At 31.0% G+C, this 21,807-nt stretch carries 20 protein-coding genes, 2 tRNA genes and 2 riboswitches; of the genes, 10 read left to right on the top strand and 12 right to left on the bottom strand.

The features are described from left to right. Nucleotides 1-54 precede the first annotated feature (54 nt). The 4 genes from E4J94_RS05075 to E4J94_RS05060 all read right to left on the bottom strand — a co-directional run bounded on the left by E4J94_RS05075 (nucleotide 55) and on the right by E4J94_RS05060 (nucleotide 2,227). Complete coding sequence (locus tag E4J94_RS05075; RefSeq protein WP_135834776.1) at nucleotides 55-690, bottom strand: suppressor of fused domain protein; 636 nt, start codon at nucleotides 688-690, stop codon at nucleotides 55-57. An 84-nt stretch (nucleotides 691-774) separates the two neighbouring features. Then, nucleotides 775-847: transfer RNA gene (locus E4J94_RS05070), tRNA-Met, on the bottom strand. A 6-nt stretch (nucleotides 848-853) separates the two neighbouring features. Then, nucleotides 854-926, bottom strand: a tRNA-Met gene (locus tag E4J94_RS05065). Between the two features lie 149 nt (nucleotides 927-1,075). After that, a complete protein-coding gene (locus tag E4J94_RS05060; RefSeq protein ID WP_135834775.1) occupies nucleotides 1,076-2,227 on the bottom strand; it encodes an LOG family protein in 1,152 nt (383 codons plus the stop codon). Nucleotides 2,228-2,354: 127 nt separating this feature from the next. Then, nucleotides 2,355-2,441: riboswitch (adenosylcobalamin-variant (AdoCbl-variant) riboswitch) on the top strand. Between the two features lie 129 nt (nucleotides 2,442-2,570). Here E4J94_RS05060 and E4J94_RS05055 point away from each other — a divergent pair. Both E4J94_RS05055 and E4J94_RS05050 read left to right on the top strand, forming a co-directional pair. Beyond that, complete coding sequence (locus tag E4J94_RS05055) at nucleotides 2,571-2,984, top strand: acyl-CoA thioesterase (protein ID WP_135834774.1); 414 nt, start codon at nucleotides 2,571-2,573, stop codon at nucleotides 2,982-2,984. A gap of 122 nt (nucleotides 2,985-3,106) precedes the next feature. Then, nucleotides 3,107-4,483: a tryptophanase gene (locus E4J94_RS05050; protein WP_135834773.1), complete on the top strand. Its 1,377-nt coding sequence runs from the start codon at nucleotides 3,107-3,109 to the stop codon at nucleotides 4,481-4,483. Nucleotides 4,484-4,524: 41 nt separating this feature from the next. Here E4J94_RS05050 and E4J94_RS05045 read toward each other — a convergent pair whose 3' ends face one another. From E4J94_RS05045 to E4J94_RS05035, 3 genes are all read right to left on the bottom strand, one after another. Further along, nucleotides 4,525-5,958, bottom strand: coding sequence for a M28 family peptidase (locus E4J94_RS05045; RefSeq protein ID WP_246034258.1), 1,434 nt, complete (start codon nucleotides 5,956-5,958; stop codon nucleotides 4,525-4,527). An 84-nt stretch (nucleotides 5,959-6,042) separates the two neighbouring features. Beyond that, nucleotides 6,043-6,627 (bottom strand): hypothetical protein, encoded by a 585-nt coding sequence (locus E4J94_RS05040; protein ID WP_135834772.1) that lies wholly within the window; start codon nucleotides 6,625-6,627, stop codon nucleotides 6,043-6,045. Between the two features lie 27 nt (nucleotides 6,628-6,654). Then, complete coding sequence (locus E4J94_RS05035) at nucleotides 6,655-7,134, bottom strand: hypothetical protein (RefSeq protein WP_135834771.1); 480 nt, start codon at nucleotides 7,132-7,134, stop codon at nucleotides 6,655-6,657. Between the two features lie 45 nt (nucleotides 7,135-7,179). Between E4J94_RS05035 and E4J94_RS05030 the strand changes: the two genes are divergently transcribed. Next, on the top strand, nucleotides 7,180-7,926 hold the full coding sequence (locus E4J94_RS05030; protein ID WP_135834770.1) for an alpha/beta fold hydrolase: 747 nt from the start codon (nucleotides 7,180-7,182) through the stop codon (nucleotides 7,924-7,926). Here the strand turns inward: E4J94_RS05030 and E4J94_RS05025 are convergent. Continuing rightward, entirely contained in the window at nucleotides 7,923-8,363 is a 441-nt protein-coding gene (locus tag E4J94_RS05025; RefSeq protein ID WP_135834769.1) for a nucleoside deaminase, read from the bottom strand. The two genes, E4J94_RS05030 and E4J94_RS05025, sit on opposite strands and share 4 nt — an antisense overlap. A 77-nt stretch (nucleotides 8,364-8,440) precedes the next feature. Here E4J94_RS05025 and E4J94_RS05020 point away from each other — a divergent pair, with 77 nt between their 5' ends. Further along, nucleotides 8,441-9,346, top strand: a complete 906-nt coding sequence (locus E4J94_RS05020; protein WP_135834768.1) for an EamA family transporter — start codon at nucleotides 8,441-8,443, stop codon at nucleotides 9,344-9,346. 36 nt (nucleotides 9,347-9,382) lie between these two features. Here the strand turns inward: E4J94_RS05020 and E4J94_RS05015 are convergent, their stop codons facing one another. Then, nucleotides 9,383-10,459 (bottom strand): DUF5074 domain-containing protein, encoded by a 1,077-nt coding sequence (locus tag E4J94_RS05015; RefSeq protein WP_135834767.1) that lies wholly within the window; start codon nucleotides 10,457-10,459, stop codon nucleotides 9,383-9,385. 4 nt (nucleotides 10,460-10,463) lie between these two features. Next, complete coding sequence (locus E4J94_RS05010) at nucleotides 10,464-12,272, bottom strand: TonB-dependent receptor plug domain-containing protein (RefSeq protein ID WP_135834766.1); 1,809 nt, start codon at nucleotides 12,270-12,272, stop codon at nucleotides 10,464-10,466. 33 nt (nucleotides 12,273-12,305) lie between these two features. After that, a riboswitch (cobalamin riboswitch) is annotated at nucleotides 12,306-12,448 on the bottom strand. A 173-nt stretch (nucleotides 12,449-12,621) separates the two neighbouring features. Between E4J94_RS05010 and E4J94_RS05005 the strand changes: the two genes are divergently transcribed. The 5 genes from E4J94_RS05005 (at nucleotide 12,622) to E4J94_RS04985 (ending at nucleotide 18,735) form a co-directional block, all read left to right on the top strand. After that, nucleotides 12,622-12,876, top strand: a complete 255-nt coding sequence (locus E4J94_RS05005) for a TM2 domain-containing protein (protein ID WP_135834765.1) — start codon at nucleotides 12,622-12,624, stop codon at nucleotides 12,874-12,876. Between the two features lie 154 nt (nucleotides 12,877-13,030). Then, nucleotides 13,031-14,008: a pyruvate dehydrogenase complex E1 component subunit beta gene (locus tag E4J94_RS05000; RefSeq protein WP_135834764.1), complete on the top strand. Its 978-nt coding sequence runs from the start codon at nucleotides 13,031-13,033 to the stop codon at nucleotides 14,006-14,008. 77 nt (nucleotides 14,009-14,085) lie between these two features. Next, nucleotides 14,086-16,623, top strand: a complete 2,538-nt coding sequence (locus tag E4J94_RS04995; protein WP_135834763.1) for a DUF5686 family protein — start codon at nucleotides 14,086-14,088, stop codon at nucleotides 16,621-16,623. A 30-nt stretch (nucleotides 16,624-16,653) separates the two neighbouring features. Continuing rightward, nucleotides 16,654-17,136 carry an inorganic diphosphatase gene (locus E4J94_RS04990; protein ID WP_135834762.1) on the top strand — a complete coding sequence of 161 codons (483 nt, stop codon included), beginning with the start codon at nucleotides 16,654-16,656 and terminating at the stop codon, nucleotides 17,134-17,136. 141 nt (nucleotides 17,137-17,277) lie between these two features. Beyond that, nucleotides 17,278-18,735: a T9SS type A sorting domain-containing protein gene (locus E4J94_RS04985; RefSeq protein WP_135834761.1), complete on the top strand. Its 1,458-nt coding sequence runs from the start codon at nucleotides 17,278-17,280 to the stop codon at nucleotides 18,733-18,735. 50 nt (nucleotides 18,736-18,785) lie between these two features. On the opposite strand, the gene E4J94_RS04980 is transcribed toward E4J94_RS04985, so the two are convergent. Beyond that, nucleotides 18,786-19,379 carry a hypothetical protein gene (locus tag E4J94_RS04980; protein ID WP_135834760.1) on the bottom strand — a complete coding sequence of 198 codons (594 nt, stop codon included), beginning with the start codon at nucleotides 19,377-19,379 and terminating at the stop codon, nucleotides 18,786-18,788. 122 nt (nucleotides 19,380-19,501) lie between these two features. On the opposite strand from E4J94_RS04980, the gene E4J94_RS04975 reads away from it, so the two are divergent. Next, the gene (locus tag E4J94_RS04975; RefSeq protein ID WP_135834759.1) at nucleotides 19,502-20,560 is read left to right on the top strand and encodes a hypothetical protein; all 1,059 of its coding nucleotides are present in this window, start codon (nucleotides 19,502-19,504) and stop codon (nucleotides 20,558-20,560) included. Between the two features lie 49 nt (nucleotides 20,561-20,609). Here E4J94_RS04975 and E4J94_RS04970 read toward each other — a convergent pair whose 3' ends face one another. Then, a complete protein-coding gene (locus E4J94_RS04970) occupies nucleotides 20,610-21,761 on the bottom strand; it encodes a cystathionine gamma-synthase (RefSeq protein ID WP_135834758.1) in 1,152 nt (383 codons plus the stop codon). Nucleotides 21,762-21,807 lie beyond the last annotated feature (46 nt).

The raw sequence follows: 21,807 nt of genomic DNA, 5'->3' as shown, positions 1-21,807 counted from the left end.
AACACAATTTAAGAAATAGGTTAACGTAAATATGTTTTATTTTTAAAATTTCTACTATAATTCACACACAAACTTTGGATTAACTGACTTTATTTCAGCTATCACTGACATTATTTCTTCTTTGGTTGAATTATCTTCCAATCGTTTCAATTGTACTGAATTCAAACCAATCATTTGTATAAATATTACTTTACCATGAGGCGTATCAATTTCATCTAAATCATCATCCTTGATAAAAGCCAAACCAACAATATCCGTTTCCGAATCTGTACGAATTGGACCTCCTAATGGTAAAAATTGGTATTCATCAAACCAAACTTTTGTTTCGTTCACGAATCGTCCCAAATTATTCATTAATTGAACCACCCAAAAAGGATCTTCACCATTATCATCTTTAACAGGTTTCACACGAAAAGAAAACTCAAATCCCCATTTACTAAAATCTGCTCCTACACTCTCTTCCGAATAGTATAAATGTGACATCCCGTAACTCACCAAATGATAGTAACCATTGACATCAAAAACCGCAACTCCATCAATTGGATCATCACCTCCTTGAAAAGACATCACCTGCGGCGAATAAAAACGAGGCTCTAAAGTCCCATAAACTTCTTTTAAGCGATTTTCGACCGCAATTGCACCAACCGCTTGATCTGATTTATATTGTTTTTTGTATTCTTCTAAATTCATGATGCAAAAATAGTTTATCCAATCTTAATTCTCAGTTAAAGACATAAAAAAAGAGAGCTTCTTATTAGAAACTCTCTTTTGTAGTAGCGAGGACCGGACTCGAACCGATGACCTTCGGGTTATGAGCCCGACGAGCTACCTACTGCTCCACCTCGCGATTTAGTAGCGAGAACAGGACTCGAACCTGTGACCTTCGGGTTATGAGCCCGACGAGCTACCTACTGCTCCATCTCGCGTTATTGGACTGCAAATATACGTTCATTATTTAAAATACCAAACATTATTCGAAATTATTTTATTTTATTCGGACAAAAAACAAATAAAAACCACATAAACTATTATAATAAAACAGCTTACGTAGTTTTAAATATTTTAAAATTATTTTTTAATTAACTCTGATTGGTGGATGATTTTCAATAAAATCGATTGCTAAGTCGGCACTATCTGTTAAAAATAATAACTCCTTATATGGTCTTCCTATTGCCAATTGATGCAAAACCGAATAAATCGCCGTATCTTCTACATATCTTTTCTTACTCAAAAAAATCATTGGACTATAATATCCTGAAGTTCCGTAATGATTTTGAGCTGCTTCCTGAAAAATTTCTTGTGTCGTTCCTGCACTTCCAGGCGCATAAACTAAACCAAATAAGCTAATTGTTAACAACATATCTTCACGAATACTATTAGAAAAATATTTCGCAATATTCGTGGCAAATAAATTACTTGGCTCATGACCATAAAACCAAGTAGGAATAGCCAAACTTTCTGCACCATTTGGGTAAATCTCTAAAACCTTCTGCGCATTAGTCATATAATTTTTTGCCAAGTATTCGGTTCTTTGATCATCAATAAAATCTAAATCTGCTAAAATATTAATAGCATTCATCAAATCTTCATCTGCATAGTTTGCCATATAAGCACCTAAGTTTGCTGCTTCCATAATTCCAGGTCCTCCACCAGAAACAACAAAATAACCTTTTTCAGTTGCCAATTTCGCTGCTTTCGCCGTTTCATTATAAAACTCAGAATTGCGCGCAGTAGAATGTCCACCCATAAAACCAACCACTTTTTTCTTCGTCATTCCGTTTTCATCATATTCTAAAATTCGACGCAAACCATCATCAATAGACAAATCGTGTAAACGTTGTGCCAAAGCTTCTGAAACAGACGGATTATATTTATGTTTTTTAAAATGTTTATAAATTTTAAGATCAATACTTTGATCATTATCCGAATCATAACCTTCCATCAACTCTTGCCAAGTGTACAATTTTCCACGATATGGATTGTAAGGAACTGATTCGAATTTTGGATAAACAAACGCGCCTTTTTCGATTAAATAGATCGCTTCATGTTGTTTAAACTTACATCCCAAAAAAGATGTATTGCATAGATTATAATCTTCCCAATTGATTTCTTGACGCAAAAAATTAACATCCTGAACCACTTTATTAGTTAAATCTTTGGTTTGAGAAACTAATTCATTCCATTCATTTATATTGTGAATTAGATCTTTAATTGGTTTTATTTTCATTCTTGTTTCTTACTTCATTAAAAATTCGGAAAATGAATTTACACGAATTATTCCAAACCAACGAATTCGGCACAATAAATCTGTAAATTTTCATTTTTCTAATCTATATTTGCAGCAAATTCGTGCTCAACTTATTGGGGAATCGTGTGTAATTCACGAACTGTCGCGCAACTGTAAATCAATATTTTTGATAAGTCAGAATGCCACTAAATTGAGTTAATAATTAATCAAAAGCTTTCGCGAAAAAAGTAAAAATTATGTTCTATGAAATCATCAAACCACCACAAAAAAACATTATCAACTCAAAAATTAATTAAGAAAAGTAACGTGTAAATATATGATAATGGAAGTGGAAAAAACACCAAGAGAAGAGTTAATTGAACAACGCATCAATAATTCTGAAACTCGAATTTTCAAAGCTGTTTTTCCAGGAGATACAAACCATCATAACACTATGTTTGGAGGTTCAGTAATGTATTTAATGGATGAAATTGCTTTTATGACAGCAACTCGTTTTTGTCGTAAACCTATTGTTACAGTTAGTAGCGATAAAATAGATTTTAAACATTCTATCCCTGCTGGAACAATTGTTGAATTTGTAGGAAAAGTTGTACGCGTAGGACGCACAAGTTTGGATGTGCAAATTGATGTTTATATTGAAAGTATGTATAGAGACGGACGAGATAAAGCTATATCGGGAACTTTTACATTAGTTGCAATCAACGAGAATAAAAGACCTGTTCCTGTTATTGATTAATAACGAGCTATAGAAATTTTATTAATCCTTTATCTTTTTGATAGAGGATTTTTTTTTATGATTTTCATTTAATAATTGATAATATTCTAAAGGTTTCTTAGTTTTACATTAAACACAAAAAAATGGAATTACCTTTTGCCGAACCATTTCGCATAAAAATGGTCGAAGAAATTTATCAATCTACTCGAGAAAAACGTGAAAAGTGGATCGAAGAAAAAGATTACAACCTATTTAACCTTGAAAGCCACAAAGTATTTATTGATTTATTAACTGATTCTGGAACTGGAGCAATGTCTGATAAACAGTGGTCTGAGATGATGACTGGAGACGAAAGTTATGCAGGTTCTCAATCTTTCTTAAAACTGAAAGAAACCATTAATGCCATTACAGGATTTGAGTTTCTTTTACCTACGCATCAAGGTCGTGCAGCGGAAAATGTATTATTTTCAGCTCTTGTAAAAGAAGGTCATGTTGTTCCTGGTAATTCACATTTTGACACCACAAAAGGTCACATCGAATTTAGAAAAGCACACGCAATTGATTGTACTATTGATGAGGCTTTTGACAGTGAATTGATTCATCCTTTCAAAGGAAATATCGATTTACAAAAGTTAGAAAATGTCTACAAAGAATACGGAAAAGAACAAATTCCGTTCACATTAATCACTGTTACATGTAATTCTTCTGGCGGTCAACCTGTATCGATAGAAAATATTCGTCAAGTTCGTGAATTGTCTAATCAATATGGAATTCCAGTCTTTTTTGATGGCGCTCGTTTTGCAGAAAATGCTTATTTTATCAAAGAAAGAGAAGAAGAATTTAAACATAAAACTATTAAAGAAATTGTTTTAGAAATGTTTTCTTACGGAGATGGAATGACGATGTCTGCGAAAAAAGATGGTTTGGTAAATATTGGTGGATTTATTGCACTGAATAATGAAGAGCTATATAAAATTTGCGGAAATTTCGGAATTATTTACGAAGGATATTTAAGTTATGGTGGTTTAGCTGGACGTGATTTAGCAGCTTTAGCACAAGGTTTGCAAGAATCGACAGAATATTCTTATTTACAATCGCGTATCAAACAAATTGAATATTTAGGGAATAAATTAATTGAATTTGGAATTCCAATTCAGCAACCAATCGGTGGACATGCTATTTTTGTTGATGCAGTAAAATTTTTACCAAATGTAACACGTGAAGAATATCCTGCACAAACTTTGGGAATCGAATTGTATAAAGAAGCTGGAATTCGTGGTGTAGAAATCGGAACTATTTTGGCAGATCGTGATCCTGAAACGAGAGAAAATCGTTATCCAAAATTAGAATTATTGCGTTTGGCAATTCCAAGAAGAACTTATTTTCAAAGTCATATGGATTATATTGCAGTAGCTTTGAAAAATATTTTTGATCGACGAAATGAAATTAATTCTGGTTATGAAATTTCGTGGGAATCTGAAATTTTAAGACATTTCACTGTAAAATTGAAAAAGAAATAAATAAAAAATCCTTCAGAATTTCTGAAGGATTTTTTTTGATATTACCATCTCCAATCGCCCGAAATACGAAGTGGAGTTTCTAAATTTCCTTTGATTAAGGCTTCTTTTATTTCTTGCTCGTCCCAATGCTTTGAAGGAATTTCTTTCAAATTACTCAAACGATACAACAAATAGGTTTCCAAAATCACATTATTTTTCAAACCAATTTCTTCTACATAATCAAATGTATCGCAATTTGCGTGATAACAATTTAGCGCTCCTTTTGTAAATTGACTATCCGACAACCCGATAATAGGCACGCCCTGCAACATAAACGGTTGATGATCTGAATGTAAATCTACACTCGCAAATATTTTCAATTTAAAATCTGGAATTACTTTTTGCACATCATTTGCATAATCAGTTAAAATAGGCAAATTACTTTCCATTGTCGAATAATAAGACTTTGGATTTGTTGTCATATCCATATTCGACATTGCTTTGATTTGATTGATAGAACCATCTTTCAATGCTTGATTGACGTAATATTTAGAACCTACCAAACCAACTTCTTCGCCCATAAATAAAACAAATTCTATTGTTCGATCATTTTGAAGATTTAACTTCTTATACGTTCTCGCAATATCCATCACAGAAAAGCTTCCAACACCATTATCAATCGCTCCTGTAGCCAAATCCCAACTATCTAAATGCCCTCCAAGAACTATTTTCTCGTCCAGAATTTTAGAACCGATTTTCTTTGCAATAATGTTACGACCTTTCATTTGTCCAACATCATTTTTCATTTCGATTTTAGCAATTTCTTTTCCTTTTGATAGATTTTCTTTAATTTTTAATCCATCTTCTAAACTGATATTAATCGCAGGAATTTTAATAATTTCTCCCGTCACAGAGGCCGTTCCTGTCAATAGAATTCCTCCAGCAGGACGATTAAACAAAATAATTCCTTTCGCTCCGTACTTTTCTGCTAAAGCTGTTTTTTCTGAACGATGTAGATTTTCGATTTCTTTTGGCGTTCCATCTAACAAACCAAGCGCAGCAAAAACAATCTTTCCTTTTACTTTATCACCAATCTTTTTGTAATCTTCTTCAAATCCATTTCCCAAATCAATCAACTCTCCCGAAAGATTAACATTTGCTGGCGAATGCGCTAAAGCAACTGCTTTTATGGGTTGATTATTGATTTTTAGATCTAAACTTTTACGATTCCAGCCGCTAAATGTAAATTCTTGAAAAGACACATCATAGCCATACGAACGCAACAAATTGGCAGCATATTCTTCTGCTATTCGTCCATTTTCTGTTCCTGTAGCGCGATGCCCAATTGTTTCGGTTGCTTTTTTTAATTGTTGATAAGCTTCAGAATTTTGTTGTACTTCTTTGTTAATCAAGTCTAAAACTTGTTGATTAGTTTGAGCTGATAAACTCATGGTTGTAGAGATTAAACCTAGTGTTAATAAAAATTTCGATTTCATGTGTAAGTATTTCTATAAACTTAAAAATGTTTTTAGAAATACTAAGTAAAAAATACACTAAAATTTTAATAATGAATGATTATTTTATTTCCAAAGTAATTTTAATTCAACTTTATATTTTCCTGCATACGGTTTTGGATTTGTCGGTTTCTCAGAAATCGAGAATTGATAAACTCCTCGCACAGGTAGTTCGAAAATAGTTTCTTTTCCAAAAGGTCCCCCTTTTATAGAATCTGCAGGTCCTTTGATGTGATTAATTCGAATATTCGCTGTAGAATCTTGTGCTGAAATTTTAATCCAAACTTTCTTAGCAGAATCTGCATTAAACGTAAAAGTATTCGTTTGTCTCGCTATTTTATTCGGTTCTGCTTTTGCTTTTGCATAGCTTACTTCAAGATTCTCGGTTGTGTTATTAGCGCTTAACGGAATAATTTCATCTGTGTTAGATACAATTTTTTGCTGTGATTTTTTTGTGATTTTTTGTTGAGGAGAAGTTCTTTTTACCACTTCTTCTTCCATTACTTCTTCTGTTGTTGGTTTATCTTTTTTTATTAAATCTTTGTAGGCAGAATCTACTCCAACTTTACTTGGATAAATGGTTGGTGTAGATTTGTCTTCACAACTAGTAAATGCAATCAATGTAATAAAAGTGATAAAAGTCCATTTCATAACAGAAAAATTCTGTTGTAAAAGTAACTATTTTAACTGCAATTTCAAGGTATATTTTCCTTCAAATGGATCACCTTGCATCAAACTTTCGCCAATTCGGATTTGATACAAGCCTTTTTCAGTTAAGTCATAATTGATTTCTTGTCCAAAAGGACCATCTTTTTCATTATTTGGAGAGATAAGTTGATTAATTCTAATGTTTCCTAGTTTATTTTGAGGAATTATTTGGATAAAAACAGATGAAGAAGAATCATTCCTAAAACTAAATGTTTGTTGTTCTTTCGCTACTTTTTCAATTTCAAATTTACCTTTTCCTTGAATTAATTTTAGCTCCGAGTTATTCATAATTTTTGGTAATGCCAAAGCAACTTCCTTAATAGAAGAATCTTTTTTAATTTCTTTTTGTACAGAATCTCCAATTATAAGTGATTTATTTCTTGTAATACAATAAATAATAATAGCACTAATAGCTATTGTGAGTATTATAATAGGATTATATTTTTTCATTGTTGTAAATTTGTATTTAATTAATTACAAATTCTGAACCAAAATATGTTGTTCTACGAAAGTATTGGAGTTGGGAAACCTATAGTTTTCTTACATGGTTTTTTGGAAAATCATAAAATATGGAATCGTTTACAGAATGGTCTATTTCATCACAATCAAATTATTACAATTGATTTGCCTGGACATGGAAATTCTGAAAATTTGCAAGATGTAAATACGATGGAAGAAATGGCGGAAAAAGTGATTGAGGTTCTGGATGAATTAAATCTTGAAAAAGTAACTTTTGTAGGACATTCGATGGGAGGATATGTGACGTGTGCATTGGCTGATATTTTTCTTGAACGAGTCGAAAACATTGTATTGGTAAATTCTTCGACTTTGTCAGATGATGAAGCGAAGAAAAATCAACGTTTGAAAGCGTGTGAAACTGCTCGCAAAAATTTCAATGCGTTGGTGAGTTTTAGTATGCCTACTTTATTTGCAACACATCATCGGGACCAATTCAAAGATGAGTTAAAATTTGTAAAAGAAATTGCTTTAAAAACTCCAATTGAAGGCATTTGTGCAGCTTTGAAAGGAATGCGAGAACGTCCAGATCGTTCGTCGATTTTGTATGATTTCAAAGGTGAAATTTATATTATTGTTGGAATGAATGATGAAACGGTTAATCCTGAATTATTTTTAAGTTTAATTCCAGATTTACCCAACATTCATCTCTATAAGTTTAATAGTGGACACATGACTTATATGGAAAATTATGACGAAGTTCTATCGATTTTAAAGTCGATTTAGCGCTTACGCTGAAAAAATTCTTTCATTAATTGACCACATTCGTCTTCCATAATTCCCGAAACAATTTCAGTTTTTGGATGTAATTCGCCAATTTTTGCTTTAAAACCACGTTTCTCATCCGAAGCTCCATAAACCACTTTTGAGATTTGACTCCAATACAATGCGCCGCCGCACATTACACAAGGTTCTAAGGTTACATACAATGTACAATCTTGTAAGTATTTTCCACCCAAATAATTTGCTGCTGACGTAATCGCTTGCATTTCAGCGTGCGCTGTAACATCAGTCAACGTTTCGGTTAAATTATGCGCTTTTGCAATAATTTTGTTGTTACAAACAATCACAGCTCCAACTGGAATTTCGTCTCGCTCGAAAGCTGTAATCGCTTCGTTAAAGGCTATTCGCATAAAATATTCGTCTGTAAAAAGATTTTCCATTTCCAAAAAATTTAAGGCAAAAATAATCATTTCCAAATTGGATATTCGATACATTTGTACAAATTGACGCCTCTTTTATGAATCAATCAAAATATATCATTGCAGCCATTATAACCTACTTTATGTGGGGATTTTTTAGTTTCGGATTGAAACCAATCGCAGGTTATCCGCCTTTGGATATTCTATTTTTTAGATTGTACGTTTCCGTTTTCTTTTTAGTTGTGATTAATGTTGGATTTCGACGCAATAAAATCAAAGCTGATTATGATTTGTTCAAATCATTTGATAAAAAGAAACAGAAAAAATTAGGAAGTTTAATTGTTGGCGGATCATTGATTTTGATGACAAATTGGTTGATGTTTATTATTGTGATGAATCATATTAGTGTGCAAGCTGCATCGCTCTCTTACTTGGTTTGTCCGATTATTACAACCGTTTTGGCTTTCATTATTCTGAAAGAAAATTTAACCAAAATAAAATGGATTGCAGTTGGTATTAGTCTTTTAGCATGTTTGGTTCTTTCTATAGGTCATCTTATAGATCTGGTTTATAGTTTGATTGTAGCATGTACATTTGCGCTGTACATCATCATTCAGAGAAGTTTGAATGTTTTTGATAGTTTCAATTTATTGATGACGCAATTATTAATCGTAGCCATTCTTATGCTACCATTAGTTTTCATTTTTTCAGGACCCATTCCGACAGAAACTATTTTTTATCAATGTATTATGATGATTGTGGTTTTGTTCACCATTATTCCTATGTTCTTAAACAATTTTGCTTTAAAAGGAATTGATTCTTCAACGGTAGGAATTTTAATTTATTTGAATCCTATTATGAATTTTGTTTTGGCAATTTTCTATTATAAAGAAGTCGTTTCGCCAATGCAAATGATTGGTTATAGTTTGATTTTACTTGCGATTTTAGTGTTTAATTCACAAACAATTTTCAAAATAAAACACATAAAAAAATCTGAAGTTTAGACTTCAGATTTTTTTATGTTGATTTTTCAGGAAATATTATTTGATGTAAACAGAATTTGGTGAAACTCCAGTTGTAATCGCTGGATTTTTAAGACCACCTTGTACATTCTGAATTAATAATCGTCCATTAGAATTGTAATCTTTTGCGTCTAAAACATAAAAAGTATCACCTTTTACATGAAAACCATATACATTATCAGCTCCTGTTATGTAATCTGCTTTTGTAGGTAAAGCTGTCGCATTTGTAGCCATAGAATAAACAGAATTATTAACTATGTAATACAATTTACTATTTTCCGCAACTAAGAAATTTGGATGTTGTCCATCAGGAAAATTCATTTCTAATTTGTCTTCTGAAGTTAAATTATAACGAACCAATTTTCCTTTTGTAGTATTTCCGTAAGAAACACCTTGAGAAAGTACAAATAGATTTCCGTTCTGAATTGTTAAATCCGTCGGAACATCACCAACATTTACACTCTTTTTATCAGTTGTTTTAAGGTCAATAATAGTAACAGTTTTACCAGTTCCCCAACCTCCTTTTTGCGCTATATAAAGTTTGTTGTTTTCAAGAACCATTTTTTCAGGACCTTCGTCAACCTTATATTTTTCAACGAAAGTTAAATCACTGATTTTATATTTTGCAATGAAATCATCCGTCTTAACATTAGGATCTCCCCAGTTTGAGATATACAAAAATTGATCATCAGAAACGATGTAACGAGGATTACTCATATTATCTGATGATGGAATTGTACTAATCTTTTTGAAAGTTGTGTTGTCTACAACCTCTACTTTATTAGAAACATTAAGAACAATATAAGCCTTATTTCCTTTGAAATACATGCTTTGTCCTACAGAACCCAATTGTGCACCGGCATTCGCAGTCTTGAAAATTTCTTGAATAGGATTTGTTGTACTTACATCTTTTGTTGGATCAAAATAAGTGATTTCTGCATTAGCTGAATTGAAACCTCCTTCATTTAAAATAAAAACTCCTTTCGAATAATTACCTTTTTCAGGATCATTGTTTGGTCCATCATCATCATTTGAACAAGATTGTAAAAATATTCCTGCTAAAGCTATAAATGCTAGTGATTTAAATTTAGTCATAGTTTTAAAATTTTATTTGTATTTGTATATTATAATTTGTGCCTGCTTGCCAACGATTTTCTTGGGTTTGATACTCTTGATCAAACAAATTATTCACTCTCATAGAAACGCTATAAAGTGGTGTAATCGTATAATTAATTCCTAAATTCGTTAGCCAAAATCCATCAAGTGTTCTTTCTTCTTCAGAATCAGTAAAAACTTTACTTGTATAAATATTTTGTACAAAAGCAGATAAACGTTTGTAAGTGTATTGCGCGCTCGCCGTCCATTTATGATTTGGCGAATACATCAATTCCTTATTATTAAATTTATCTTTTGTCTTGGTATATGCATAAGTTGTATTGAAACTAAACGCATTCCATTTGTAATTTCCAATCATTTCAAAACCATAGGTTTCTGCTTTGTGAATGTTCTCAGGAACCCAATAAGAACTGTTTTGCGAACTCGGAATCCATTGAATCATATCACTCAACTTATTATAAAAAATATTAGTTTGAATGTTTAAATTCTTGCTGATAAAATCATTTCCTAATTCAAATTGATAAGCTGATTCTGATTTCAAATCTGGATTTCCACCAGTTTTCCAAAATAAATCATTGTACGTTGGATTTCTGAAATTTTTAGAAACATTTCCTCTCAATTGATACGAATGCATCGGACGATAATTAAATCCTAACGAATAAATAAAAGGATTTTGAAAAGTATCAGAAAAATCTTGGCGAATACTCGCTTCGTATTCCAAAACATCTGATAATTTATACTTCGCGATTAAGGCAAAATTGATTGAATTTTGATCACTTTTGGTCAAATTATTTCCACTTCCTTGATTATAATTAGCTTCAGATAAAAGTGAAAGCTCAAAATTATTAGTGATTTGGTGATTCAGATAATATTTTAAAATATAATTATCAACCTGTAAATCGTCCGAATAAGATTTGTGAATATTGTTGAAATAACTGCTTTCTTCTCGGATATAAGCTAATTTTAACTGTGATTGCCATTTTTCATTTGGATTAAAATTCCATTCTGTCATCAAGCGATAATCTTGATTTTCGTATCCAGAAGGCGTTGAACCAATGTCAACCAAAGGAAATTCTCGTTTTCCAAAATTGAACATCGAATAAAGTTTCAACTCATTTTTAGGATTGATTTTATAACCAAAATTCCCATTAATTGTATTGAAATAATATTTTCCGTTCAAATTCTTCTTCATGTGATTCGGAATTTTGTAATCATTATCAGATTGATTGCGTTCGTAATCTATCGAAGAACTAAATTTTTCTGTACTATATTTCAACTGATATTTTCCCGACCACGTATCGTAGCGTCCATATCCTAAATTGATTTTTTGCTGTAAACCTTTCTCATACTCAAATTTATTCAACAAATGAATTGTACCGCCGATAGAACCTGTTCCGTACGCAATACTTCCTCCGCCTGGTTTTACCAAAATTCCATCGAACGAATTACTTGCAAATAAATTAAAATCGGTTTGCCCTGTTGTTTGCGAATTGACATTTATTCCGTTCCAAATTACTGCTGTATGAGAAGCTAAAGTTCCACGAAACGAAGGCGAAGAAACCATTCCTCGTCCATTTTCTTTAAAATAAATTGGCGTTTGTGCTTGTAAAACTTGCGTCAGTTGATTAGGGTTTTGCTCTAAAATACTATCATTTAGTTTGATAATACTTTGAGATTTATAATGATTTTTAAGAAAAGCATCATTCAAAATCAAAGGTTTCAAATTGATTGTATCCGTCTGTGCAAAAGCAATTCCAGCGATAAGACTAAAACAAAGAAAAAGTTTTTTCATATTAAAATCTGTTCTTCCTCCGAAAACATTTTCTATTATTAGTTAGCAATGGCAGGTTTCCTGACTTATTCTTTTACAAAAAGTATATTAGAATTTACAGTTGCGGGGACAGTTTTGGAATTGAACCAAATTCCCTTTTAACTCACTCGTTGAGCACCATTTTGTACAAATGTAAAGAAAACCGATTGATATTATAATAAGTAGATTGTTAAATCCTTAACCTTATATTAAGATCAGATTTATTTTATTTGTACAATATTCAAAATCATTATATCTAGTGATTTTTAAGAAAGATGGACAAATTAAATTTGTAACCAACAAAAACAATTATTATTTAAACTTTAAAACTATGGAAAACAATCAACCATACAAATCAGAAAAAAAACTTATTGCTGGAATTTTAGGAATTATTTTAGGCGTTTTCGCTGTTCATAAATTTTACTTAGGGTATACAAAAGAGGGTACAATTCAGTTAATTTTAAGTCTTGTTACATGTGGTGCAATAGGTTCTCTTACAGGACTAATTGAAGGAATTATCTATTTAACAAAATCTGACGAAGAATTTGATAAAACATATGTAGAAGGTCACAAAGGTTGGTTCTAAAACAGAGATTACATTCTTTTAAAATATTATGTATCCCAAAACGCTTAATAAGTTGTTTTGGGATTTTTTTGTACATAATTCATATTTAATAATTCGCAAGTTTTTTACTACATTTGCTTTAGGAAAAATATAATAAAGAACGAAATCGCATAAAATGGCTATAAAAACATTTAGAGAAGTAATCGCGGAGGCAATGAGTGAAGAAATGCGTCGCGATGAATCTATATTTTTAATTGGAGAAGAAGTAGCAGAATATAACGGAGCATATAAAGCTTCAAAAGGAATGTTAGACGAATTTGGATCAAAACGTGTTATTGATGCTCCAATCGCTGAATCAGGGTTTTCTGGTATTGCAATTGGATCTACAATGACTGGTTGTCGTCCTATTGTGGAATATATGACATTTAACTTTTCATTAGTTGCTATTGATCAAATCATCAATAATGCAGCTAAAATCTATCAAATGTCAGGAGGACAATTTAATTGTCCAATTGTATTTAGAGGACCTACAGCATCTGCTGGACAATTAGGTGCTACACACTCTCAAGCTTTCGAAAACTGGTACGCAAATGTACCTGGTCTTAAAGTAGTTGTCCCTTCTAATCCTTATGATGCAAAAGGTTTATTAAAATCTGCAATTAGAGATAATGATCCTGTTATTTTCATGGAATCTGAACAGATGTATGGAGATAAAATGGAAATGCCGGATGAAGAATATACAATCGAAATCGGTAAAGCAGAAATTAAAAGAGAAGGAACAGATGTTACATTAGTATCTTTTGGTAAGATTATAAAGCAAGCTTACATTGCTGCAGATGAATTAGCAAAAGAAGGGATTAGTGTAGAAGTTATCGATTTACGTACAGTTCGTCCATTAGATTACGACACAATTTTCAAGTCTGTTAAGAAAACAAATCGTTTAGTTGTTTTAGAAGAAGCTTGGCCTTTTGCTTCAGTTGCATCTGAAATTACTTATATGGTTCAACAAAAAGCATTCGATTATTTAGATGCTCCAATTAAACGTATTACAACTAAAGATACATCAGCTCCTTACGCTCCAAATTTATACGAAACTTGGATTCCAAAAGCAAAAGATGTAATTGAAGCTGTAAAATCAGTTATGTATAAATAATATAAGATTTATCAACTATATTTGTAAAGTCTAGCATACATTTTGCTAGACTTTATTTTTTTAACCAAATCTTATTGATGAAAAGTTATATAACAGCTTTTTTTATAGTTGTTTTGGCGTCTTTGCACGCGCAAATAAAAATCCAAGGAAAGGTTATCGATTCTGAAACATTGAAACCTATTCCTTATGCAGACATTCGTTTACCAGAATTAAAAATTAGTGCTACATCTAATTCAGACGGAACTTTTTATATTGAATCTGCTACAAATACCACTAAAATTGTAATTTCAAAAAGTGGTTATGAAACTGCTGATTATATTATCGAAAATAAAATCGATTATAATTTTGTAGCTCAATTATTTTTAGCTGAAAAAGATCTCGAAACTGATGATTCATCATCAGTTGAATTAAAAGAAGCTGTTGTCTCTGCAAAGAAAAAACGGCTTAAAAAGAAAGAAAATCCAGCTTATGCTATTTTACGAGAAGTTTGGAAGCGTAAAAAGAAAAATGGATTAAAATTGACTCCTCATTATCAATATAATGAATACGAGAAGTTGCAATTTGATATCAGTAATATCGATTCAACTTTTATGAAACGAAAGATTTTCAAAGGAATGGAATTTGTTTTCGAAAAAGTAGACACTTCTTCTATCAACGGAAAAACTTATTTACCCGCTTTTTTAAACGAATCAATTTATAATGTTGCAGGAATCAATAAACCTTCTACTAAAGAACGACGTGAATTAATCGCCAATAAAACATCTGGTTTTGAGAAAAATGAAGTAGTTGCTGCTACTGTTAAAAACCTTTTCCGAGATATTGATATTTATGATAATCGTGTAAATATTTTAGATATTAAATTTGTAAGTCCAATTGCTACAGATGGTTTTGCTGTCTATGATTATGAATTAAAAGATACAGTTGATGTAGATGGAATAGAGTCTTACCGAATCAAATATTACCCTCGTCGTGAAGGAGAATTAACATTCAAAGGAGAATTATATATTTCGAAAGATGCTTATGCTGTAAAAGAAGTTGTAATGGAGACAACTAAAGAAATCAATGTAAACTTCGTCCGAAATATTTTTATGAATCTTGAATATGATATTCCAAACGATTCTATTTTCTACCCGAAAAAAGAATATGCAATGTTGGATATGTCGCTATTAAGTAAAAAAGAAAGTGCGAAGGGAATTTTTGCTCATAAAACAGTTAATTATTACAATTACGATTTTAATACAACACATCCTGAAAACTATTATTACGAAAAATTGGATCCTGCAAAAGCAGCTTTAAATGAAAAAGACAAACAATTTTGGGCAGAAAATCGTCCTGAAGTTTTAACAAAAGATCAAGAAGGTATTTATGAAACTTTAGAGCAATTAAACAAAGTTCCAAAATTCAATAATATCGTAAAAGCAGTTGAAGTTCTTGGTTCAGGATATTACAATATTTGGAATTCAATTGACATTGGTAATTTATATTCTTCATTTGGATATAATCAAATAGAAGGCGTTCGCTTGAGAGCTGGAGCTCGTACATATTTTTCTCAAAATGATATGTGGCGCGCACAAGGTTTCATGGCCTATGGTTTTAAAGATAATAAATTTAAATATGGAGCAGACTTTCGTTATATGTTCAATAGATACAATCGTTTTCAAGCTGGAATTGGGACTAAACGTGATGTAGAACAATTAGCAGCTTCATTAACTTCTTCTGATGGAATCATGACACGTAGTTTTGCATCTTCTTCTATTATAAATCAAGGTGATAATCGATTTTTGAGTAATAATAATTTGACAAATATTTATACTTCAATAGAACCTTGGAAAAATGTAACATTTCGTATTGATGGAAATTATCAATTAATAAAGCCAGCAGATACAGAGCACTTCTCTATTGCATATGAAAAGAATGGACAAATAAAAGAAACCTTAACAAACTCTAGTGTTAGCGTTTCAGTTATTGCTCGTCCAGGTGCAAAATATTCTCAATATGGGATTGATCGGTATGAAATGACTACACTTGCACCAACATTAATGTTACGTTATACAAAAGGATTGAAAGGCGTAATCAACTCAGATTTTGAATACGATAAACTTCAATTTTTATATACTCAACCAATTTTGATTGGATCTTTTGGTAAATCATTATTAACAATTGAAGCTGGTAAAACTTTTCAAGGAGTTCCTCTTTCATTAATGAGTGCAATCCCAGGAAATGAAAGTTATGGACAAGTTTATGGAACATTTTCTCAATTAGACTATTACGAATTTGTAACAGATGAATATGCTACATTAAACTGGGAACATCATTTCAACGGTTGGATTTTAAATAAAATTCCATTGATCAAGAAATTGAAACTCAGAGAAGTTGGATTCTTAAGAGCAGCATACGGAGATATTTCAGAAAAGAGTAAAGCAATTAACCACTCTACAATACAATATTTCGCTCCTAATCAACAAATCTACTATGAATACGGTTTTGGTATCGAAAACATTGGTTTTGGAAACATTAGGCCAATTCGAGTTGATTTTAATTGGCGCGGAAATTATAATAATTTGCCAGATGTTCGTAAATTTGGCATAACAATCGGATTAGATTGGAATTTTTAAATAAAAAATAAATTAAATACATAGTTAACAATGACTTTTGATGCTATTATCGAAATCCCAAGAGGATCTCGCAATAAATACGAAATGGATCACGAAACAGGAAGAATCCGTTTTGACCGTGTTTTATACTCTCCAATGTTCTACCCAGCTGATTACGGTTTTGTAGAAAATACATTAGGCTTAGACGGAGATCCAATTGATGTATTAGTTTTCCTAACAGAACCTACAGTTCCTGGATGTGTAATTGAAGTTAAAACAATCGGTGTTCTTAAAATGTCTGATGATAAAGGTCAAGATGAAAAATTAATTTGTGTTCCTGTTGCTGATCCAACATGGAACCAATTAGAAAACATCACTGATATGAATCCTCATACATTGAAAGAGGTTGAACATTTTTTCAGAGTTTATAAAGACTTAGAAAATAAAACAACAACAATCGAAGGATACGGAGACAAAGCAGAAGCAGAGCAATTATTGCAAGATGCAAGAGAGCGTTTTGTACCAACTCACTAAGAAATAATTATAATTTCATATCATATAAATAGTCCTCAAAAATTGAGGGCTATTTTTTTTGAAATCTTTTTAATTGATTTTTTTTTGATTATTAAACTAATGTTATTAATTTCAAATCTAATTAACACTTAGTTTAAAATTATGAAGAAAACACTTACATTTTCCCTAGCATTTTTAGGGCAGCTTCTTTTTGCTCAATACACAACTCCAAATGATGGAAAAACTTATCGTATTTCAGATCTTGATGTTTTAACTGATATTATCACATTTGATGAATCTTCAAAACAATATTTATTAACCGATGATTTAATAATATCTTCTAATGATATTTTTTTAGCAGATACAGATTATACATTAGTTATTTCTGAAGGTAAATTAATCACAGTTGCAGGTAAAATAGATATTAATGCTCCAAAAGAAGTTTTATTCACATCTGATCATCCAGGCTCAAGTTATTTTAAAGGAATTAGATTAGAAGAAGGCGCAATTGCAACTTTCAATCATTTCAAAATGATTTATGGAGGAGGAATCCGCTCTTTAAATGAAACTTTTACAATGGATAATTCTGAAATTTCTTATCAATATGGAGGAACCTCTACTGGAGGTGCAATTAATTTTTCACGTGGAAATCCTATTATTAAAAATTCTACTTTCAAATTTAATAAAACTCCAGCTGTTGGCTCGGGAGCCAATCAAGCAGTTGCTTTAATTTTTGAAAACAATCATTTGGAAGGAAATAATCAAGAAAACTCAAACCGTCCTCAAATTAATATGGGCCCAAGCGGAAATAATCCTACTGTTATTCGTGGAAATACAATTATTGGAGATCGAGCTTTGACAAGAGTTGGAGGTGTCTCAGTTTCAAGTTTATTGGGCGTTACAAATGAAGCTGTTATTGAAAATAATACAATTCGAGATAATCGTTATGGTATTACCATTTCTGGAAGTAATTCAAAAGGAAAAATAATCGGAAATATGCTTGAAAATAATAATGTAGAAACCAATCCTGCTAACGGAGGAAGTGGGATTTCGATTTATTTAGCTTCAAATCCTACAACAAATATTATTGATATTTTTGACAATCAAATTCGTGGGAGTCTTTGGGGAATCACAAATATAGAAAAAGGTGCTTTTATAAACTTAGGAACTACTGAACGTCCAGGAAACAATATATTTTCTAATAATGGAAATGGAGGAATCGTCTATGCTCTATACAACAATTCTGTAAACAATGTATCTGCTATTGGAAATTGTTGGATTGAAAATCAGAAATCTACAGAAGAAGAAGTCGAAAATGTCATTGTTCATCAAAAAGACAATTCAACTTTGGGACTAGTAGATTATTCAGACTTCTTATGTAGTAATTTATCAACATCTGAAATAACTTCTAAAAAAGTCACTTTATTTCCAAACCCAAACAATGGAACTTTTACAATTGAAACGAAAGAAAAATCTCCTTATCAAATTTTTGATGTGAATGGACGATTAGTAAAACAAGGAGAATTAAAAACAGGAAAAAATACTATACAAACAGGTTTATCAAAAGGTATTTACATTCTAAATACGAATCAGGATTCTTCTAAAATTATAGTGAAATAAATTAATCTCGATTTATTATAAAAAAAGGATATTACTAGTAATATCCTTTTTTATTTATAATACAATTTATAGTTTATCGAATAATTTTTCAAAAAATCTTGCTTTCTCAATTCTGAATTGATTTCGTAATATAAATCGACAGATTCCTTTGTTTGAATCAAATCAAAATAACCATTTTCTTCTGGACAAAAAGAATTTTCATAAGACGTTTCTAAGCCAATAATATAGTTTTTAGCTTCGGAAATTTTGAGCTTTAAATGAATTGGAAAAATATATTTCCCTTGATAATCTTTATCAACTTCAAACCATTTTTCTTCAATTAAACTTTGTTTATCTTTTATCGATTTTAAAATCATTGGTTTGAAATAATAATATTCGTTGCAATAATTTTTCTTCTTCACTTTTGATTCGAACAAAATTTCAATCGCGACAATTTCGATTTCTTTTTCATTTGGAAGAAGTAAAGTTGAAAATATTTTGAGTCCAAAACTTGTATGATCAGTCAACCTTTCAATTTTCTTAAACTTTGGGTGAAATTGTTTGTAGTTGGAATAATTAATCAACTCAACTTGATTAAGATTAATTGTATCGAACTTTTGAGCAAAGCTCATCACAGAAAGTAAAAAGAAGAAAATAAATTTCATTTTGTAAAAATAAAAAGTTTTCAGTAAACAGATTTCTCAATTCATCCTAAAAAATCAACAATTCGTAAATATATATTTATACAAGTCTTTTACTAACTATAGTTTTGATGAAAATTAACAACATGAAAACACTTATCAAAACTCTAAAAATCTTCTTTATTGCACTGATTTCAATAATTATACTTACTTTTTTGTATTTATTTATTAGCAATAAAATTTTCTTAGCATCAAAAAATCAAACAAATATTGACTATCTAAAAAATAACAAAACAACAATTGGCAATAACTTTAATACTCAGATTTTTGATAATAATGTCAACACTTCAAATGTTATTCTATTAGGCGAAATTCATGGTTTTGCTGACAATCAAAAATTAGATGAATTTATGTTTAAATATTTGAATAAGAATCTTGGTTTCAACTATTACATTGCCGAAATGGACAGTTTAAATTCTAAAAAATTAAACACATTTCTAAGCTCTGATATTAAAAATGAAAAATTATTAAAAGAAGTTGTTTTAGCTATTAAGAAAAGAATTCCTCAACAATCAAGTCAAGAATTACTAAAAAAATGGAACAACTTGTATGATTACAATAAAACATTAAATGATTCTTCTAAAATTGTCGTTTTGGGTATTGATACAAACTTTGATGATTCTAATAGCAAAATTTCAAGAGATTCTGCAATGATTGAGAATTTTAATCATATCATTTCAAAGAATCATCTACAAAATGAAAAATTCTATGGATTATTTGGTCTTTTTCATACACTTCAAAAAGGTATGAATGACAAAGAAAAGCCTTTTGCAGAAAGACTTTTAGATAATAAATATAAAGTAACAAGCATCGTAAGTTATACATTGGATAGTGAAATGTATTTACCTAAAAATGACCAATTTCCTACTCCAGAAAATGAAAAAATAAACTGGGTAAATGCTGATGGACCAATGATGTTAATAAAAGGTATTCTTGATTTTAAAGAACTTGCAGAACCTAATTCCATCTCAATTTTTAATCTTAATGTGAAAAATTCACCATATAAATCTTCTCAAAATTTAATTCAAATAAAATCAAGATTATTTGGAGAAAACTTTACGCCAAAAGAAAATTTAAAAACAACTGATTATTTTCAATACGTTGCAATTCTTCGTAATTCTGAAGCATTAACTCCAATTCAATAAAAAAAACGGAATCTATAAGATTCCGTTTTTTTTATTTTCCTTTTATCGATTAAATCAAGTTCAAAACTTGTTCTAAATCTTCTAATAAATCATCTATATCTTCAATACCAACAGACAAACGAATTAAATCATCTGTAATACCAATTTCAGCACGTTTTTCTGCAGGAATAGATGCGTGTGTCATCGTAGCTGGATGATTTGCTAACGATTCAACTCCTCCTAATGATTCAGCCAAAGTGAATACTTTTAAGTTTTCTAAAATTTTGAAAGCATCTTCTTTTTTCCCAGAAGTCAACGTAAACGTTACCATTCCTCCGAAATCTTTCATTTGCTTTTTCGCAATTTCGTGTTGTGGATGATTTTCTAAACCAGGATAATAAGTACGCGCTACTTTTGGATGAGCTTCTAAAAATTGTGCGATTTTCATTCCGTTTGAACAATGACGATCCATACGAACAGCCAATGTTTTGATTCCACGTAAAACTAAGTAAGAATCTTGTGGTCCTAAAATTCCTCCTGTTGCAAATAAATTGAAGTGAACATCTGTTGCCAATTGTTCCGAGTTTACCACAATTGCTCCAGCAACTAAATCTGAGTGACCTCCTAAATATTTCGTAGCCGAATGCATCACGATATCTGCTCCCAACTCGATTGGACGTTGTAAATATGGCGACGCAAATGTATTATCAACCGCTACCAAAATATCTGCTTTTTTTGCTTTTGCAGCATCATTTACAGCTTTGATATCAACTACTTTCATCAATGGATTTGTAGGCGTTTCAACCCAAACCATTTTTGTATTCTCATTGATTAAAGCGACAACAGCCTCAACATTTGTCATATCTACGAAATGGAATTTCAAACCAAATTTTTCATAAACACGTGTAAACAAACGGTAAGAACCTCCGTATAAATCGTCCATCGCGATGATTTCATCACCAGGTTTGAACAATTTCAACACGCCATCGATTGCAGCTAAACCAGAACCAAATGCAAAACCTGCAACTCCACCTTCGATAGATGCTAATGCATTTTCTAAAGCTGTTCTTGTTGGATTTGCGCCACGAGAATATTCGTATCCTTTGTAATCTCCAGGTGATCTTTGTGCGAATGTTGATGTTTGGTAAATTGGAGTCATTACGGCTCCAGTAGAAGGGTCATGTTGTTGACCTCCGTGTATAGCTTTTGTATTGAATTTCATTGTGAATGCTTTTAACTATAGCAAATATATGGAGTTTTATTTATTC

The organism is Empedobacter tilapiae (genome assembly GCF_004785645.1).
Lineage (GTDB): Bacteria > Bacteroidota > Bacteroidia > Flavobacteriales > Weeksellaceae > Empedobacter > Empedobacter tilapiae.
This window is presented reverse-complemented; position numbering and strand designations above follow the sequence as displayed.

Excerpts from the sequence above, each read along its gene's own strand:
- E4J94_RS05040 (WP_135834772.1), bottom strand. The coding sequence starts at position 6,627 with ATGAAATGGACTTTTATCACTTTTATTACATTGATTGCATTTACTAGT.
- E4J94_RS05050 (WP_135834773.1), top strand. The coding sequence starts at position 3,107 with ATGGAATTACCTTTTGCCGAACCATTTCGCATAAAAATGGTCGAAGAA.
- E4J94_RS05020 (WP_135834768.1), top strand. The coding sequence starts at position 8,441 with ATGAATCAATCAAAATATATCATTGCAGCCATTATAACCTACTTTATG.
- E4J94_RS04980 (WP_135834760.1), bottom strand. The coding sequence starts at position 19,379 with ATGAAATTTATTTTCTTCTTTTTACTTTCTGTGATGAGCTTTGCTCAA.
- E4J94_RS05055 (WP_135834774.1), top strand. The coding sequence starts at position 2,571 with ATGGAAGTGGAAAAAACACCAAGAGAAGAGTTAATTGAACAACGCATC.
- E4J94_RS05035 (WP_135834771.1), bottom strand. The coding sequence starts at position 7,134 with ATGAAAAAATATAATCCTATTATAATACTCACAATAGCTATTAGTGCT.
- E4J94_RS05000 (WP_135834764.1), top strand. The coding sequence starts at position 13,031 with ATGGCTATAAAAACATTTAGAGAAGTAATCGCGGAGGCAATGAGTGAA.
- E4J94_RS05010 (WP_135834766.1), bottom strand. The coding sequence starts at position 12,272 with ATGAAAAAACTTTTTCTTTGTTTTAGTCTTATCGCTGGAATTGCTTTT.
- E4J94_RS05005 (WP_135834765.1), top strand. The coding sequence starts at position 12,622 with ATGGAAAACAATCAACCATACAAATCAGAAAAAAAACTTATTGCTGGA.
- E4J94_RS05045 (WP_246034258.1), bottom strand. The coding sequence starts at position 5,958 with ATGAAATCGAAATTTTTATTAACACTAGGTTTAATCTCTACAACCATG.
- E4J94_RS05060 (WP_135834775.1), bottom strand. The coding sequence starts at position 2,227 with ATGAAAATAAAACCAATTAAAGATCTAATTCACAATATAAATGAATGG.
- E4J94_RS04975 (WP_135834759.1), top strand. The coding sequence starts at position 19,502 with ATGAAAACACTTATCAAAACTCTAAAAATCTTCTTTATTGCACTGATT.
- E4J94_RS05015 (WP_135834767.1), bottom strand. The coding sequence starts at position 10,459 with ATGACTAAATTTAAATCACTAGCATTTATAGCTTTAGCAGGAATATTT.
- E4J94_RS04970 (WP_135834758.1), bottom strand. The coding sequence starts at position 21,761 with ATGAAATTCAATACAAAAGCTATACACGGAGGTCAACAACATGACCCT.
- E4J94_RS05025 (WP_135834769.1), bottom strand. The coding sequence starts at position 8,363 with ATGGAAAATCTTTTTACAGACGAATATTTTATGCGAATAGCCTTTAAC.
- E4J94_RS05030 (WP_135834770.1), top strand. The coding sequence starts at position 7,180 with ATGTTGTTCTACGAAAGTATTGGAGTTGGGAAACCTATAGTTTTCTTA.
- E4J94_RS04995 (WP_135834763.1), top strand. The coding sequence starts at position 14,086 with ATGAAAAGTTATATAACAGCTTTTTTTATAGTTGTTTTGGCGTCTTTG.
- E4J94_RS04990 (WP_135834762.1), top strand. The coding sequence starts at position 16,654 with ATGACTTTTGATGCTATTATCGAAATCCCAAGAGGATCTCGCAATAAA.
- E4J94_RS04985 (WP_135834761.1), top strand. The coding sequence starts at position 17,278 with ATGAAGAAAACACTTACATTTTCCCTAGCATTTTTAGGGCAGCTTCTT.
- E4J94_RS05075 (WP_135834776.1), bottom strand. The coding sequence starts at position 690 with ATGAATTTAGAAGAATACAAAAAACAATATAAATCAGATCAAGCGGTT.